The sequence below is a fragment of the Halopenitus sp. H-Gu1 genome (assembly GCF_041821145.1).
GTDB lineage: Archaea > Halobacteriota > Halobacteria > Halobacteriales > Haloferacaceae > Halopenitus.
The window spans coordinates 15,873-31,294 of record NZ_JBGUBC010000021.1; the positions used below are offsets into that span (position 1 = coordinate 15,873).

A 15,422-nucleotide genomic window follows, 5' to 3' on the forward strand; every position below is an offset into this window, starting at 1 on the left:
ACGTCGCAATCACTGGCGTCGCAATCACTGGCGTCGTTGCCGTTGCTCTTTCCTCAGTCCGTGGTATCCCCATCTCCGATTCCGTTATCCTCGGGGCTAGCTTGGATCGTGGAGCGCTCAGGGGTTCTGCGTGTCAATCTTCGTTTTCGTCTGCCGTGTCAGTGCCGTTTGGTGCCCCCGTCGCTTCGGTGGCTTCGGTGTCGACTTCTTCGACTTCAACGTCTTCACCTGCGACGCCGCTTTTTCCGATGACTGGGAGCAAGTTATAGTCCCCTGTCGGGCCTTTCTGGACGACGTTAATGTCGAAGACGAAGTTCAGTTCCTCGTCAGCCCCGATCTCGAAGGGTTTGATGATGCGGAGTCTATCACTTGGCACCATCACGTCGACAGCCTCGCCGTCAACGACCCCCTCGGCGCTGGCGACTCGGAGTTCGATCCCCGAGTACCGCCCCTCATCAAGTTCGGCCTCAAGCACCGAAACAGCTCGATCACCCTTGACCTGGGTGAGATCAACGGTCACACTATCGAGGTCGAATTCGACGAATCCCCCGCTCTCGTCGTCTTCGGAATCCCCAGTATCGTCGTCGGATGACGGCGTGGGACTTTCGTTTACAGTGCCGTTGACGACTCCTGGAGTGATCTCTTCGTCCTCATCGGCCTGAAAGACACGAGCAGCCGAGAAGGTGACATCCAGTGAGTCGAAGTCCTCGATGGCTACCGGCTGATCGCTAATCAACAGCCGGAATGTCCCGCTTTCCGTACTGCCGTCATCAGCACCACTGTCGATGCCGGAACAGCCGGCAAGGAGCACGGTTCCGAGCCCGGCGGTGGTCTTGATGAGAGATCGTCGCCTCATGCGGTCTCACCGTGTGGGAACGCCATAGTCAGATATGCTCGTAGTGAACGCCGCGGAGAGACATCTTCCATTTTAGAAAAAAGGAGCGGGAGACGGATAACCATGTGGGATGGTCTACCAGGTTGGTCAGCACTTCCTACTCATTCGAACGCCTTACAGAGTGTCGAGGATGCAGGAATCGAGTCGAGAGCACGGGCATCACGGATGCGGGGCATCTCGATGAGTTCATCAGCGAGATCGCGGTGCGTGGTGGTCTTCGTCACTTTGAGACAGGGCAAGACGACATGCTGGCGAAGGGTGTTCCGCTTCTTCGAGAATTTTGAGGAATATCGAGCGACTGCCCGACTGGCAAGCTCAACGGCTCGTTCGACGAACCGAAGCAGATCCGATTTCGGAAAGTCGTTCATTGACCGATACTTCTCGAACGAACGGGTTACTTTCAACGAAAGACCAGAGGTCTTTCGTGATGACGGGACGCAGAAGGTGTCTCGAACCACGAGTGAGTAGTGAGGGGTGGAGCGCGTTCGTTTACCAAGGCCAACAGAGCGGATGTACTTATCGGTGCAGGCGGTGTATTGGCTCTGTATGCCCGAAGAAGTCCTGTTCAAATCGGAGCGCAACCAGAGCCGAGAAGAAATCGCATCGTCTCTTCGCAGTGTCGCTGATAGGCTCGAACAAGGAGATTCTATCACACTAACATCCGGTTCCCAGTCCGTGACAATGGAACCACCAGCCCGCCCGACGTTTGAGGTCAAAGCCGAACGCGAAGGACCGACGGACGGCCCCGGTGAATTGAGTATCGAGTTCGAGCTCGAATGGGACGAAAACGGCAGTGAGGGGGATGGCGGGAGCGACCAATTAGAAATCGAGTGATCAAATAGCAGTCTTCAACGCTGGCAGATTCAAACGAAATTGCGTCGAATAGACAGTTCGACAGAGCCGGAGTGCTCTGTTTTGACCGGCAATGGCGCCAGAAACTATCAGTGGTCGAGGATTTCAACAATTCGACGAGAATGGATGGTGTGAGAGATAACCCCTCTTACTGCTGGTACATATTGAGGTGCCCAAAGATCGAACCAAGGAGCACCGCAATCGGAATGATTTCGAGACGGCCGACCCACATGTTGAGTATTAACATTGCCTTTGCAGGTGCTGGCATATCGGGCCCAGTGATACCGGAGTCCAATCCAACGTTACTCTGTGCACTCATGACGTCGAAAATGACGTACTCCAACGGATGGGCCGGAGACAGTGATTGCAAAAGAACGGAGACACCAATGGCCAAAAATAGCAGCCACAGAACGAACACGACCGTTGCTTCAGTATATTCACGCTGAACCTGTTGCTCATTGAGTCTTCGTTCCCCGATTTGGAGATAGCGAACCGCACTTTCCGGCAAAAACACACTCTTGATTTGCCAGACGGTACCTTTTATAAGAGTAATCACCCGAATGAGCTTGAGACCACTCACCGTCGAACCAGCCGCAGCCCCCGTAAGCATCCCGAGACACATCAGTAACGTTGCCCCAGCACTCCAGACCTGTCCCGTTCCCGTTCCAACCGTTGCCGTCCCGAAGCCGGCGTTCGAAGTGGCGGAAACGAACTGAAACAACGCAATTCGGAACGTCTCTTCGAACGACTCGTACTGTCCGTTTGTATACAGAATGCCCGTCAGCGCAACGGTACCGATGGAGAACCAAATGAAGACCCACCGCGTCTGCAGGTCAGAATAGAAATTATGCAGTTCTCCCTTAAATATCAGATAATGGATCGGGAACGCGATACTCCCCGCGACCATTACTGGGACGACTGCGTACTCTATTAACGGACTGCCATAGTGGCCGATAGAATCCGCATGGACCGAAAATCCTCCAGTTGCGATGCCAGTCATCCCGTGATTAATCGCGTCCCATAACGGCATTCCTACCGCAACGAACAGCAGAATTGATCCGACGGTGAGCCCGAAGTAGATCTTCCAGATTTCCTGGACGGTCGAGACAATACTCGGGTGGATCTTTTCCGAGCGGGCTTCACTCTCATACAAGGTGAACGACCCACTCCCGGGTCGCGCAAGGATAGCCACCGTCAAGACGATTACACCGACACCCCCGATCCACTCCGTGAACGAACGCCACCACTGAAGCGACCGCGGAAGCTCTTCTTCGACGGCAGCCATCGTCAGCCCGGTACCGGTGAAGCCACTCATGCTCTCAAAAAGCGCATCCAACGGATGCAGAAATATCGCCGTCGTTTCATTCAGTGGTGGCGTCTGAGTCCACACCGGAAACGGATCGAGGACGATCGTCCACGCGAGTAACAGAAATGGTAATCCCCCCAGTAACCCAGTCGCACCCCAGGCGCTAGCTGCAGTAATCATTGCTTCGAGTTTCCCCGGTGGCTCCGCATCACGGTAGAGCCGGGAGAGAACGACACCGATAACAGCCACTACGAGTGCCGAGATCGCGAACGCAGGGACGGCATAATACTCCTGGTTTATCACCGCGACCCCGATTGAAACCATCAACATGAGCGAGACGGCCTGGAGGATACGGCCAACGTCTCGACCGACCGCTCTCAGATGTACCTTCATCGTCCGTGCTCCGCCATGTCTACAGCGAGGTTAGTCTTGGATGTGCTCATTGGGGCGACGTTGATCGTGGTTTCGGAAGTCGGCTGAGATGGTGACTCATTGATCCTCGTAATGTCCAAACAGGTCTGTGAGTTCCGGGTCAGCACCAAACCCGGAGTAGACTGTCACGAGATCACCCGGTTTGAACGTAGTGCTTCCTTTGGGTGTGATCGGAGATTCGCGGCCATTTCGTTCGACGGCGATTATCAGAACATCGTCCGGAAGGATGTCCTCTTGGGCCGCTTCCTCGACCGTTTTTCCACTCAGAGGCGCATTTTCAGTGATCGTTATCTCGAATACTTCCGCCTCTTCACCGATCCGGAGGAAATCAACGATCGCTGGACGTGCGACGGCACGATAGAGATATTCGGCGATAAGCTGCTGGGGATTTTCCATCGTATTGACACCGATCTGCCGGTAAAGCCCCATATGTTCGGGGTTGTGGACGACGGAAACGACCGTTGGCACCTCGAATTCCTTTGCGAGCAGACAGACCATAATATTCGTCGCGTCTTGCTCCGTCGTCGAGATGATCGCGTCAGCCCGCGTAATGTCCGCATCTTTGAGGGTGTCTTTTGTCGTCGCATTCGCGTTAAGTACCAAACAATCGTATTCGCTTGCTATCCGATCTGCTCTTGTTTCGTCCTTTTCGATAACGACGACGTCGTTGCCCGACCGAGTCGCGATCTCGACGAGCGGCGATCCAACATCTCCCGCCCCGACGATTACAATATACATTTGCTACCCATTTTCTCCTCGCCAAGTAAAATATACCGTCTATCCCTCCGAGGTGTATCCAGTATTGGCATTTTGGGATGTTGGATGCTAATTCGGTATCTAGATGTGATCTCCGTCTCTCATTGATCTCCGAGATGTCGGACGCATCCCGACTGTGGTAATCAGTCAGAAACCGTGCTCGCTCGATGTCTGCTTCCGTTCGGGCTCGATGTCTGCTTCCGTTCGGGCTCGATGTCTGCCTCCGCGCACACTCGCCATCGACTCCCGTTCGGACTCAACACCTACTCCCGTTCGGCTTCCTGTTCCGCCGGCGCTCGATCGGCGGACTCATCCTGAAACTCGAAGCCCCGATCGTCCACCGCCGCCGCCGACGTCTCGTCCAGATGAGCGACTGCCCGCCGTTGCAACTCTTCGATCCGTGGAACGGCAGTCACGTTCGAGAACAGGACCGTCGCCGTGATCGTCGTCGCCCCCGCAAGCGGTTCGTCCCCGGCCAACACCTCGACGGTCCCCGTCTCCTCCTCAAGGAGATATCGACCGGTCTCGAAACCCTTCCGGGAGATGTCTCCGGGTGGTCCAGAGAGGATCAGGAGTACACGATCCGTGGCCGAGACGTCACAGGGCAGCGTCAGCTTCGATTCGAGCGCTCGGCGCACGAGCCGCTTGATCGTGGCGGCGTCCGTAGCGGTGTTGGCTTCGGTGTCATCCGCCAGACCCAATAGCCGTTTGAGGCGGGCGAGCAAGCCGTTTGAGTCGGGTTCGGCTTCGAACGTGGCATAGCCGATCGAGGCGAGACCGCCGACCCCGAGCGTCCGGCTGATATCCGTGGGATCGATCCGCATCTCCGAGACCGACGTCGGATCCGACTCGCCGGCCGCAAAAAGCGAGACGATGCGGGTCGCGATCGCGTCGTTGATCTCGTCGTAGCAGTCGGCGATCCGATCGGCATCCCGTCGCCACGCCTCGTTATCGATCGGGATTACCGCGTCCGCCATCGGGACGATCGTCCGCACCGCCCGAGCGGCGGTTAGGGCTCGGTCGTCCGATTCCGTCGTGGCTGGCAGGACGCCGAGGACGTAGACTGGGTCCTCGTAGCTCGATTTGAGCTCCTCGAGCAGGACGCTCCCGACGCCACTACCCGTTCCGCCGCCCAACCCGGCGACGAGTATCGCAGCGTCCACCTCCGTTTCGTCGACCCGATCCAGCGCACGACGAATCTCCGGACGCTCCTCGTCGGCAACCGAGGCCCCCACGTCCGGATCTCCGCCGACGCCGGCACGCTCGCCATCGCCGCTGTTCGCGGAATCACCGTCGCCGTCGTCGTCATTCGCGGTCGCATTGCCCGCGGTCTCGGTGCGTGATTCGTGCTGCGTGACGGCCGGATGGGTGTCACCGATCAGGACTTGGCGCTCCTCGGGAATCGACGTCGTCTCCTCGAAGGCCGTAGTCGTGGTGTCGAACGCGAGGACGTTTCCGTCGGTGAAGTTCCGGTCCGTGCCGGCTTCGGCCTCGACCAGTCGATCGACGATCCGGGTGCCAGCGTTTCCGACGCCGAGCAGCGAGAGCTTCATCCGTCTGCCCTCGTCGTCGAGCGCGGTCGACGTGGCACGCTAAACGATGGGATCCAGGTCATTGTCATCGTCGGTGATCAGCGACTCGATCTCCTCCTCGCGGACGGCATCCAGTTCCCTGATCTTGTTTTGTGCGTCGACGGCCTGGTTCTGTATTTCGTCGATACGCGGGGTTTCCGTGACGTTCGAGAGCAATACCACGGCCGCAAGCGTCGACGAGTCCGTTCGAGGATCGTCACCGGCGAGCACGTCGACGGTGTCCGCCTCGTTTTCCAGCCACTCGCGGGCAGCCTCGACGCCCTTCCGTGAGATCACCGCGGGCGGTCCAGCGAAAACTATCAGCGCGCGGTCGGCACTCGACACCTCACAGGGGACCGTCAATCGGGAGTTGACCGCCCGGCGAACGAGGCCCTTGATCTTGGCGGCATCCGTCGAGTCGGCCTCCGGCTGCTCCCCGTCGTTGAACCGCGAGAGAAGTCCTTCCTGTTGGACGTCAAGTTCCGTGGACGCGTAGCCGATCGAGGAGACTCCGCCGGTGTCGAGCGTCCGCATGATGTCGCTTGAGTCCATCGCGTTCTCCCCGACGTCGGATTCGTCGACCTCGCCGGCCGCCAGCAGCGTGACGATCCGGGTCGCAAGCTCCTCGTTCATCTCCTCGTAGCCCTGTTCGATCGTCTGGCCGCGGGAGCGCCAGGCGTCGTTGTCAAAGGCGATGAAGTTGTCGACCTTGGTGACGAACGACTGGAGCGACCGGGCGGCGTTGAGGGCCGGGCGACCGCCCTCGTATTTGCCGGGCAGGACGCCGAGGCCGTAGACCGGTTCGTCGTACATCTTCTGTATCTCGTCGATGACGACTGGGGCAGCCCCGCTGCCGGTGCCGCCGCCAAGCCCGGCGGCCACGAGGATCGCGTCGACGTTGTGGATCTCGACGTCGTCGAACACCCGCCGGATCTCGTCGATGTCGGTTTTGGCGACCTCCGCTCCGACCTCGGCGTCGCCGCCGACGCCGTGTCCTTTGGCCTTCCGGTGGGTATCGCCGATCAGGACGCGCCGGTCCTCGGGGATGTATTCGGGTTTTGCCAGGTCGGTGCGGGCGGTGTTAATGACGAGCGCGTGTCGACAGAGGTTTCGCCCGGTGTCCCGTTCGAACTCGATCATCCGATCGATGAGCTTGCTTCCTGCGTTCCCGACACCGATGGTCGCGAGTTTCATCGTCGATTCCTCCGGCTCTTTCGGCTGGACTGTCCGTGTCGTCGGCGTGATCGGTCGAACCGCACGGGGATCGCTGAGACCATGTGTTGGTGGATCCATCAGTACCGACGCATATTAACCTACGTCAGACGCGAACGAACTGTCCCTCGTTTGTGTAATTAGACTATCACTCGTGTCATCGAGAATCCGATAGGTCGATTCGTGTATTCGATAATTCGATCGATGATATACGGGCGTCTACGGACCCGCCCGTGTGAGTGTTGGTCTCACGACACGCATCAGCATTCCAACGATTGTCTGACGGAGAGTTTAAGTGTCGTGTGTATCACAACGACGTATGGAAGGGATGAACGGCCCCGTCTCCGAACGAGTGATACGGAACGTAGCGGAGACCACCGACAGTGACCCTCTGGATCTCCCGCTGCTGTACGACGCAGTCGATCCGGATGCGCTGAACGCGATCATAGAGTCGATGTCGGATGGCGAGGTCACGTTCACGTACGCGGGCCACGAGGTTACCGTTACTAGTGACGGAGCGATCAGTCTCGATGAAAAGTCGGCAGCCCGTTCGGCCCCCGAAGCGGCTGTGACGTCCTCTTCGCCCTGACAGGCACGAGAAGACACATTGGAGAGCACAAGAGGCACGCCGGATCCGAGATCACGGCCCATGAGTGAACGGACGGACGCCGGCGATTCGGACACTTCTGATGAATCCGCTGAGTGGGAGGACTCGGGCAATTCGAATGACGACGAGATAAACGAGCGGCTCGACCGCATCGTCGGCGTCCTCGCGACGGACCTCCCCTGAACGGGTCCGGTCGTCAGGACGACGGCGTCGAAACCCGCACTACCTGCTTTCCGATATTGTCGCCGCTAAAGAGGCCCATGAAGGCGTCGGGGGCCTGCTCGAGTCCATCCACGACGGTTTCGCGGTGGCGGATGTCACCGTCGGCGACCCACGTCGTGAGCCGGTCGCGTGCCTCGCCGAACCGCGTCGCGTAATCGTGGACGAGTAGCCCTTCGACCGTGGCACGAGTGGCGATGAGCAGCGGGAGCTTTCGTGGTCCCGTGGGCATGTCCTCGTCGTTGTAGTGGGCGATCTGGCCGCACACCGCCACGCGGGCGTCGAGGTTCAGTTTCGTGAACACCGCGTCCGTGATCGGACCACCGACGTTGTCGAAGTAGACGTCGACGCCGTCCGGTGCCGCCTCCGCAAGCGCCGCACCGTAGTCGTCGGTGGCTTTGTAGTTGATCGCGGCATCGAACCCCAGGTCCTCGGTCAGCCACTCGGTTTTCTCCGCCGTTCCGGCGAAGCCGACGACGCGACAGCCGTTCAATTTCGCGATCTGCCCGACGACCGATCCGACCGCGCCTGCCGCACCGGAGACGACGACCGTGTCACCCGGTTTCGGATCGCCGACGTTGAGCAAGCCGAAGTAGGCCGTTCGTCCGGGCATCCCCAGCACGCCCAGATACGCCGGGAGATCGGCGATCGTGGGGTCAACCGGAACGACATCGTCCGCATCCATGACGCTGTAGTCGCCCCACGTTCCCCTGCCGGTGACGAGATCGCCGGCGTCGTACCGGTCGCTTTCGCTCTTCGTGACCTCGCCGACGATCCCTCCTTTCAACACGTCGCCGACCGCCCACGGCTCCGCGTACGATTCGGTGTCACGCATCCGGCCACGCATGTACGGATCGACAGAGAGATAGTTGACACGGATGAGGAGTTCATTGGCATCCGGCTCCGGGACGTCTCGTTCCCGCAGTTCGAAACAGTCCGCATCCGGCTCCCCATGCGGTCGCTCGGCGAGCCGCCATTCGCGCAGTGTATCGCTCACGGCCGTTTTTCCCGTCTCCTCCCCAATAGTCTTGGGACTGTTCGGAGACGTCACGGCGATCTTCTGGACCGGTTTCCGAGGGCGTGCGGGGGGTGGTTAACTTGATCTGGGTCACTCGACCTGGAGCTTTTGGAGCGACTCGCGGAGGTGGTACCTCGCTTCGTCGTTCTCGGCCACTTCGAGCGCCTCCTGGAGGTGCTGTTCCAAGCCATCGCGATCGGTTACTTGTGCGCTCATACTGGAGAGACGGTTACGCCGACGGATAGTTATACACCGATTTCGACTCCGGTAGGTTCGACCTACGGACTCCGTATCGGCCGAGAACGCTCTTTTCGGGGGGCGGCGCAGTCACGTCGACGGCGCGACGAGTTGGGAGTGGTAGAACGGTATTACCACGGTGTCGACCAACTAACTCGACTCATTCGACACGCCGTTCACGACGTTCCTCGGGGTAGCATCCCCTGATCGAGCGAACGGACCGGATCCGACGCGAGCGAGAAACGGCCCATCTTTTTGTCGGAGGACGGCAAATCCCGGAGCATGACTGACGACTACAGCATGGTACAGGTCGACGACGTCGAGCCCACGCCATCGGCGAGTTCGGGGACGGACCACGTCGATCTCGTGTCGGAACTCGGGTGTACGGAGATGCGGCCGAAAGTGTGGTATCTCTCGCCCGGCGACGCGATGAGCTACCACCGCCAGACGGAACAGGAGGAACTCTACTACCTCCTCGACGGTCCCGGTCGGATGAAGATCGAGGACGAGCTGATCGACGTGCCCGAAGGGACGGCCGTCCGCATCCCGCCGGAGACGAACCGACAGGTGCTCAACGACACCGAGGGCGAACACGTCTGGCTCATCATCGGCGCACCGCCGACGAGCGACGACGGCCGACCGGTCGCCGAGGACGCATAGTCGACGCGCTCAACCGGAGGGAGGAGTCAAGGTCGAAGGCGGTACGCCGACGCCACGCGTTCGTCACGCGGCGACGCCGGGAGGCACCGCCATGATCGAGCGAACACCAAGTGTCGATCGCGAGATCGAGGGGCCATCAACGAGGACGTCCGACCGCGCGAGGGAAGGGACTATTAACTGTGAGTACGACCGGAAACTCACATGTGTGGACGATTTGACGGAGAGACGGCCATCATCACAGGATCGAGCAAAGGAATCGGGAAAGCCATCGCGACGGAACTCGCGCGGGAGGGCGCAAACGTCGTCACGAACTCACGGTCGTACGAGCGAGCGGAGGCCGCCGCCGAGGAGATCGCGGCCGACGTCGACGACGCATCCACGCTGCCCGTCGAGTGTGACATGACCGACCCCGACTCGGTGGCGGCGATGGTGGAGGCGACCGTCGAGGAGTTCGGTCGCCTCGACGTGATGGTGAACAACGCAGGAATGACGATCGTCGGCCCTGCCGAGGAGATGGATCCCGAGGACTGGCAGCAGGTCATCGACGTCGACCTCTCGGGCGTCTTCTACGGATCGCAGGCGGCCGGTCGGCAGATGATCGACCAGGAGGACGGCGGTGCCATCGTCAACATCTCCAGCATGATGGGGTCGATGGGGCTGCACGGCCGCTCGCCGTACTGCGCCGCGAAGGGAGGCGTGGACAACCTGACACGGACGCTCGCCGTCGAGTGGGCCGAACACGGGATCCACGTCAACGCGCTCGCACCGGGCTACATCCGGACCGCAATCACCGACCAATCGATGGAGTCGGCGGGCTACACGGAGACGGACATCCAGAACCGGACGCCGTTGGGACGTTTCGGAACGACCGAGGAGATGGCCAACTGTGCGCTCTTTTTGGCCTCCCGGGACAACTTCGTCACGGGCGAGGTTCTGACGGCCGACGGCGGGTGGACGGCATTCGCCTGGGGAAGCCGCGGACCCTAACTCGGTTGAGATCGAGACCGAGACCGAGACCGACGTCGACGCCGACGCCGACGTTGTGAGTGCGGGTGTATCGCGGTGCTTGAAGGCCGGCTTCGGCTATTCGTAGACGCGCCGGCCCGTCTTGTTCGCCTCGATGAAGTCCCAATCGTATTCGACGCCGAGTCCCGGGCCGTCCGGAATCTCGATGTACCCGTTCTCGTCTATCGAGTCCAGTTGGTCGTCGTAGCCATCGGTATAGACCGGCGGCGTCGTGTTCGGGACCTCCGGGTGAACGAGTGCCATCTCGTAGTAGTTCGTGTTGCGCGTCGCCGCAATGCACTGCCGCTGGGCCGGACCCGGCGCGTGGTACTCCACGTCCAATCCGAAGCCCTCGGCCACGCGGGCGCGCTTCATCGCACCGGTGATGCCGCCGTCGTACTCGGGGTCGGCGCGGACGAAGTCCGTCGCCTCGTTAGTGATGAAGTCGGTGAACGGTTCCAGCCCGCGGACGTGCTCGGTCTGGAGAATGGGGGTGTCGAGCATCTGTCGGAGTTTGCGGTGGCTGTGCTGGGAGATGCCGCCGTCGCGGTAGGGATCCTCATACCAGAAGAAGTCCTGTTCATCACAGGCCTTCCCGACCTTCAGGGCCTCGCCGAACGTCTCGATATGGCAGGCGGGATCGCACATGAGGTCCATCTCGTCGCCGACGCGCTCGCCCACCGCGTGCACGACGTCGATCACTTCCGACGTGTTTCGCCACTCGCCACCCCAGACGTGGATCTTGAAGCCGGGATAGCCCATCTCGAGACACTCCTCCGCGAAGTCGGCGTAGGCTTCCGGAGAGTCGAGTCCACCGTTGCGATCGCCGCCGTACGTCGAGGCGTAGGCGGGGATACGCTCGCGGTAGGTACCGATCAATTCGTGGATCGGCGAGTCGTGGTATTTGCCGGCGAAATCCCACAGTGCGATGTCGATCGGTCCGATCCCCATCCGGTCGTACTTGCGGAGCGCACGTTTGAGCTCCGACCAGTGTTTCTCGCGGTTCAGGGGGTTTTTCCCCACGAGGTAGTCCGCTACCTGGTGGAGTTCGGCCATGGCCGGGGAGTTGCCGCCGACGTACTCGCCGGTGATGCCTTCGTCGGTGTAGACCCGCAGGCCGAACAGGTGCCGTTCCGTCGTCTGGCCAGGGTGATACCCCATCCCGAATCCGTCGGGATACGGGCCGCGATCCTCGAGCGGATAGCTGAATTCGGTCGACTCGATCTTCGTGATGGCTGGTGCCATGGGGCAATGGGTGACTGCCGGGATAATAAGTCCCCCCTCCTTGTCTCGGTCGGTCATATAGGGGCGGGGGAGTGGTCGTTCGTCTAGCTGAACTGTGAGTCAGTGTCGTGGTCGAACCGTCGGTCACCGCCACAGCCGAACCGTCAGTGACCGTCTCAGTCGAATCGTCGGTCACCATCCCGGTCGTCGACACCACAGAATTGGACCCGAAACGGGTCGGAACTCCTCGAACTACGCCCCCTGTTCGAAGGTGTGGGCCGCATCGAGAACGGCCTTGTCGCCGTGTCGCGGGCCGATGAACTGGAGTCCCACCGGCAGACCGTCGGTCTCGCCGCAGGGAAGGCTGATGGCCGGATGCCCCGTCAGATCCGCGGGGTGGGTGTCCCAGTTGATCGGCGGCGTGACGCCGCGTTCGAATTCGTCGAGTTCGAGGGCCGTCATCGGCGTCGACGGCGACGCGAGCAGGTCCACCTCCTCGAACGTTCGTTCGAACGACTCGGCGAGCTCCGCCCGGAGGTTCCGCGCGCGGACGTAGTGACTGCCGCCATGCGTCTCCAGCAGCGCGCCGCCGAGCGCCAGCATCTGCGTGACGTTCGCCCCCAGTTCCCGGCTCGTCGCTCCGCGGACCCGGCGAGCGGCGGCCGCCAGCGAGGGATCGACCCGACCGCGCCGCCAGAGACCGAGACCGTTCGTGGCGTACGTCGCAGCGAACTCGACGGGAGCGATTCCCCACCAGGCCTCCCGGGAACGGTCGAGTTCCGGTATCTGTACTTCCTGTACCGTCGCCCCGAGATCGTCGAGTCGGTCGATGGCATCGCGGACGGTCCGGTCGACGTCCGCCGAGACGTGCTTCTCGAAGAGCCGCTCGGGGACGCCAACGGTGAGATCGTCGGCGTCGACACCGAGGTCCGCCGCGTAGGCATCGGCATCCGGCGGTGCATCGGCGATAGCGTCCATGCCGCGGGCGGCAGTCTCCACGTCGCGCGCCAGTGGCCCGATGTGATCCATCGAGTACGCCATCGCCACGAAGCCGCGACGCGGGACGACGTCGTAGGTCGGCTTGTGACCCACGATGCCGCAGTAGCTCGCGGGGATACGGATGCTCCCGCCGGTGTCGGAGCCGAGCGCGAGGTCGACGTCGCCAGCGGCGACCGCGGCGGCGCTCCCGCTCGAGGAACCGCCGGCGACGTGGTCGGTTGCGACGGGATTCGTCGTCGGCCCGAACGCGCTCGTCTCCGAAGTGGGGCCGAAGGCGAGTTCGTCCATGTTGGTCGCGCCGACGATTTGCGCGCCGGAATCGAGCAGGCGCTCGACGACCGCGCTGTGAGCGCCGGCAACGACGCCCTCGAACGCACGTGATCCACAGGTCAGTTCGACGCCACGGATGCCCATGTTGTTCTTGACGGCGACGTCGAGGCCGTCGAGCGCACCCGATCCGTCGGGACGGACGAGATCGAAGCGCCACAGCCACGCGTTGTGGGGGTCGTCGCCCTCGGCCGGGCGGTGCGGCGTGGTCTCGAAGACGTCCCGGTCGCCAGCTGTCGCGCCTGCCGGAGTCGCTTCGAGATCGTCGTAGAGTCCCGAAAGTGCCTCGATGCGGTCCGCGGCCGCCACCGCCTCCTCGTCCGTGAGCTCGAGGTCCAGCCTCGCTGCCACTGTCAATACGTCGCGTTCAGTCGTCTCGCCGACGCGGCTCATGGACCGATACGTCGCCGGTGGGGGAGTTAACTCCTGTCCCGGGCCCGGGTTATTCGTCGGGGTTCTGGGTGCGGCGTTACTCGTCGATGTCCTGAACGTGACGTTACTTGTCGCTGGCCCAGGTGCGGCGTTATTCGTTGGAGTCGGGAATGACTTTCCCGGGATTCATGATGCCGTTCGGATCCATCGTCGCCTTGATCTCACGCATCAGGTCGACGGCCGCGCCGTGCTCCCGCTCCATGAACTTCCGCTTGCCGATGCCGACGCCGTGTTCGCCCGTCGCGGTCCCGCCCACGTCGATGGCCCGCTTTACGATGCGGTCGTTCAGTTCGAGGGCCCGGTCGACGGCGTCCTCGTCGTCGGCATCCACGAGCGGCGTATAATGGAGATTGCCGTCGCCCGCGTGACCGACCGCCGGGCAGAAGATATCGAGGTCGGCGCTCGCCTCGCCGAGCGCCTCGACGATGTCCGGATACCGAGAGATCGGGACGACCACGTCGCCGACGATGGCCGGAGCGAGGTCCTCCTGATAGTTGCGGACGGCATCGTAGGTCTCCCGCCGCGCCCGCCAGATGTCCTCGCGATCGTCGCCGGCTGCCGATTCCCAGCCCAAGGCGCCGTTGTCCTCACAGATCGAGCGAACGAATGCGACGTCCTCGTCGACGCCCTCGTTGTTGCCGTGAAGTTCGACGATGAGCGTCGGGGCGGCGGTCAACGACAGGTCGTCGGCGTACTCGTCGATGAGTTCGATGGTCCCCTCGCTGATGTACTCGATCGCGCCCGGCCGGACGCCAAAGCGGACGACCTCGGAGACGGCCTCGCTTGCGTCCCGTTCGGTCGGGAACGTCACGAGCGCCGCCCGCCGATGTTCGGGAATGCCGTCGAGGCCGAGCGTCGCCTCCGTGATGATGCCGAGCGTTCCCTCGCTCCCCACGAAGAGATCCTTCAGGCTGTAGCCCGCCGACGTCTTGACGACGTCGCCGCCGCACTCCATGATCCGCCCGTCCGGGAGCACGACTTCGAGGCGGCGGACGTGATCGCGTGTCTCCCCGTAGCGGACGGCGTTGAAACCGCTGGCGTTGTTGGCGATCATCCCGCCTATCGTGGCGACGTCGCCGCTCGAGATGCCCGGCGGGAACCGGAGGCCGTCACGAGCCAGCGTCTCGTTAAGGTCGTCGTAGACGACGCCCGGTCCGACGGTCGCCTGCAGGTCGTCGGCACGGACCTCGATCGACTCCATCTCGTAGGTGGAGAGGACGATCCCGCCCGCTACTGGAATGGGGTTGCCCTCAAGACTCGATCCGCCCGACCATGGGGTCACGGGGACCTGTCGCTCGTTCGCCGCCGCGAGGACGCGGGACACTCCCTCGGCGTCGGTCGGCCAGACCACTGCATCGGGCGTCCGCGGCTCGTGGGGGCTTGCGTCCCCGGCGTACTGTTCGCGACGGCTCACGTCGAAACTCACTCGGCCGTCGTCGACGACGTCGTCCAGAAATCCGCAATCGTACCCCGCATCCGGTCCGTCCATGGCGGGAGAAATGAGCGTGCCGGGTTAAGCGTTATCACGGACGGGTCGGGATAAGGGGTCAGAAAAACGGTTGGTGATGTCGTTCGAGTCCGAACGTCTCGGCGTGGACGAGAACGGAGCGTGTTCTCGTCGACGTGGAGGAGAACGGACGGAATCCATATCGACCCAGATCTTCACTCGG

15 protein-coding genes and 1 pseudogene are annotated in these 15,422 nt (G+C 61.7%); 5 read left to right on the forward strand and 11 right to left on the reverse strand.

Annotated elements, in window-relative coordinates; all coding sequences use genetic code 11:
- Positions 1-133 precede the first annotated feature (133 nt).
- Positions 134-856 carry a DUF4382 domain-containing protein gene (locus tag ACERIT_RS13220; RefSeq protein ID WP_373675335.1) on the reverse strand — a complete coding sequence of 241 codons (723 nt, stop codon included), beginning with the start codon at positions 854-856 and terminating at the stop codon, positions 134-136.
- A 146-nt stretch (positions 857-1,002) separates the two neighbouring features.
- Positions 1,003-1,263, reverse strand: a pseudogene (locus tag ACERIT_RS13225) (IS5/IS1182 family transposase); the annotation flags it as partial.
- A gap of 178 nt (positions 1,264-1,441) precedes the next feature.
- Here ACERIT_RS13225 and ACERIT_RS13230 point away from each other — a divergent pair.
- On the forward strand, positions 1,442-1,729 hold the full coding sequence (locus ACERIT_RS13230) for an amphi-Trp domain-containing protein (protein WP_373675336.1): 288 nt from the start codon (positions 1,442-1,444) through the stop codon (positions 1,727-1,729).
- 166 nt (positions 1,730-1,895) lie between these two features.
- Here ACERIT_RS13230 and ACERIT_RS13235 read toward each other — a convergent pair whose 3' ends face one another.
- From ACERIT_RS13235 to ACERIT_RS13250, 4 genes are all read right to left on the reverse strand, one after another.
- On the reverse strand, positions 1,896-3,446 hold the full coding sequence (locus tag ACERIT_RS13235) for a TrkH family potassium uptake protein (protein ID WP_373675337.1): 1,551 nt from the start codon (positions 3,444-3,446) through the stop codon (positions 1,896-1,898).
- A gap of 96 nt (positions 3,447-3,542) precedes the next feature.
- Positions 3,543-4,223 (reverse strand): TrkA family potassium uptake protein, encoded by a 681-nt coding sequence (locus ACERIT_RS13240; protein WP_373675338.1) that lies wholly within the window; start codon positions 4,221-4,223, stop codon positions 3,543-3,545.
- A gap of 281 nt (positions 4,224-4,504) precedes the next feature.
- Positions 4,505-5,794 carry a tubulin/FtsZ family protein gene (locus ACERIT_RS13245; protein WP_373675339.1) on the reverse strand — a complete coding sequence of 430 codons (1,290 nt, stop codon included), beginning with the start codon at positions 5,792-5,794 and terminating at the stop codon, positions 4,505-4,507.
- 39 nt (positions 5,795-5,833) lie between these two features.
- On the reverse strand, positions 5,834-7,006 hold the full coding sequence (locus ACERIT_RS13250) for a tubulin/FtsZ family protein (protein ID WP_373675340.1): 1,173 nt from the start codon (positions 7,004-7,006) through the stop codon (positions 5,834-5,836).
- Positions 7,007-7,343: 337 nt separating this feature from the next.
- Between ACERIT_RS13250 and ACERIT_RS13255 the strand changes: the two genes are divergently transcribed.
- Both ACERIT_RS13255 and ACERIT_RS13260 read left to right on the forward strand, forming a co-directional pair.
- The gene (locus tag ACERIT_RS13255; protein ID WP_373675341.1) at positions 7,344-7,613 is read left to right on the forward strand and encodes a HalOD1 output domain-containing protein; all 270 of its coding nucleotides are present in this window, start codon (positions 7,344-7,346) and stop codon (positions 7,611-7,613) included.
- Positions 7,614-7,673: 60 nt separating this feature from the next.
- Entirely contained in the window at positions 7,674-7,814 is a 141-nt protein-coding gene (locus ACERIT_RS13260) for a hypothetical protein (RefSeq protein WP_373675342.1), read from the forward strand.
- Between the two features lie 13 nt (positions 7,815-7,827).
- Here the strand turns inward: ACERIT_RS13260 and ACERIT_RS13265 are convergent, their stop codons facing one another.
- Positions 7,828-8,847: an NADP-dependent oxidoreductase gene (locus ACERIT_RS13265; protein ID WP_373675343.1), complete on the reverse strand. Its 1,020-nt coding sequence runs from the start codon at positions 8,845-8,847 to the stop codon at positions 7,828-7,830.
- 111 nt (positions 8,848-8,958) lie between these two features.
- Complete coding sequence (locus ACERIT_RS13270; protein WP_373675344.1) at positions 8,959-9,084, reverse strand: hypothetical protein; 126 nt, start codon at positions 9,082-9,084, stop codon at positions 8,959-8,961.
- A 303-nt stretch (positions 9,085-9,387) separates the two neighbouring features.
- On the opposite strand from ACERIT_RS13270, the gene ACERIT_RS13275 reads away from it, so the two are divergent.
- Together ACERIT_RS13275 and ACERIT_RS13280 are read left to right on the forward strand one after the other, a co-directional pair.
- Positions 9,388-9,765, forward strand: a complete 378-nt coding sequence (locus tag ACERIT_RS13275; RefSeq protein ID WP_373675345.1) for a cupin domain-containing protein — start codon at positions 9,388-9,390, stop codon at positions 9,763-9,765.
- 201 nt (positions 9,766-9,966) lie between these two features.
- Entirely contained in the window at positions 9,967-10,752 is a 786-nt protein-coding gene (locus ACERIT_RS13280; protein WP_373675346.1) for an SDR family NAD(P)-dependent oxidoreductase, read from the forward strand.
- 96 nt (positions 10,753-10,848) lie between these two features.
- Here ACERIT_RS13280 and ACERIT_RS13285 read toward each other — a convergent pair whose 3' ends face one another.
- From ACERIT_RS13285 to ACERIT_RS13295, 3 genes are all read right to left on the reverse strand, one after another.
- Complete coding sequence (locus ACERIT_RS13285; RefSeq protein ID WP_373675347.1) at positions 10,849-12,015, reverse strand: enolase C-terminal domain-like protein; 1,167 nt, start codon at positions 12,013-12,015, stop codon at positions 10,849-10,851.
- Positions 12,016-12,246: 231 nt separating this feature from the next.
- Positions 12,247-13,713: an amidase gene (locus ACERIT_RS13290; protein ID WP_373675348.1), complete on the reverse strand. Its 1,467-nt coding sequence runs from the start codon at positions 13,711-13,713 to the stop codon at positions 12,247-12,249.
- Between the two features lie 130 nt (positions 13,714-13,843).
- Positions 13,844-15,241 carry an FAD-binding oxidoreductase gene (locus tag ACERIT_RS13295; RefSeq protein WP_373675349.1) on the reverse strand — a complete coding sequence of 466 codons (1,398 nt, stop codon included), beginning with the start codon at positions 15,239-15,241 and terminating at the stop codon, positions 13,844-13,846.
- Between the last annotated feature and the right edge of the window lie 181 nt (positions 15,242-15,422).